The sequence below is a fragment of the Nocardioides sp. AN3 genome, assembly GCF_054653495.1.
This window is the reverse complement of the sequence record NZ_BAAIGC010000113.1, coordinates 1-245: the sequence shown is the minus strand read 5'-3', so window position 1 is coordinate 245 and position 245 is coordinate 1. Positions and strand designations below refer to the sequence as shown.

The 245-nt window shown below is 71.8% G+C and carries 1 pseudogene; it reads right to left on the bottom strand.

What is annotated here, in order from left to right:
- Positions 1-245 (bottom strand): annotated as a pseudogene (locus ACYQ1K_RS28030) (HNH endonuclease); the annotation flags it as partial.

The following is a 245-nucleotide window of genomic DNA, read 5'->3' as shown; positions in this document are numbered from 1 at the left end:
AGTGCTCCCCGGGTCACCTGATGGCCCTCGAGCGCCTTCGCGAGCCTGACCTGCCGTTTCGCCTCCCCGGGGGCCAGCCGGACCTGCACCCGCAGCCAGGCCGGCAGGCTCACCGCCCCCTCGAAGGAGGCCAGATCGTTGAGGTCAGCCTGCGCCACCAGCCGCAACGTCAACGCCTGCAACCGCGCCTGGACGGCGTAGGCCTCCCGTAGCGACTCGGCCAGCTCCTGCTGGCTCAACGCCCA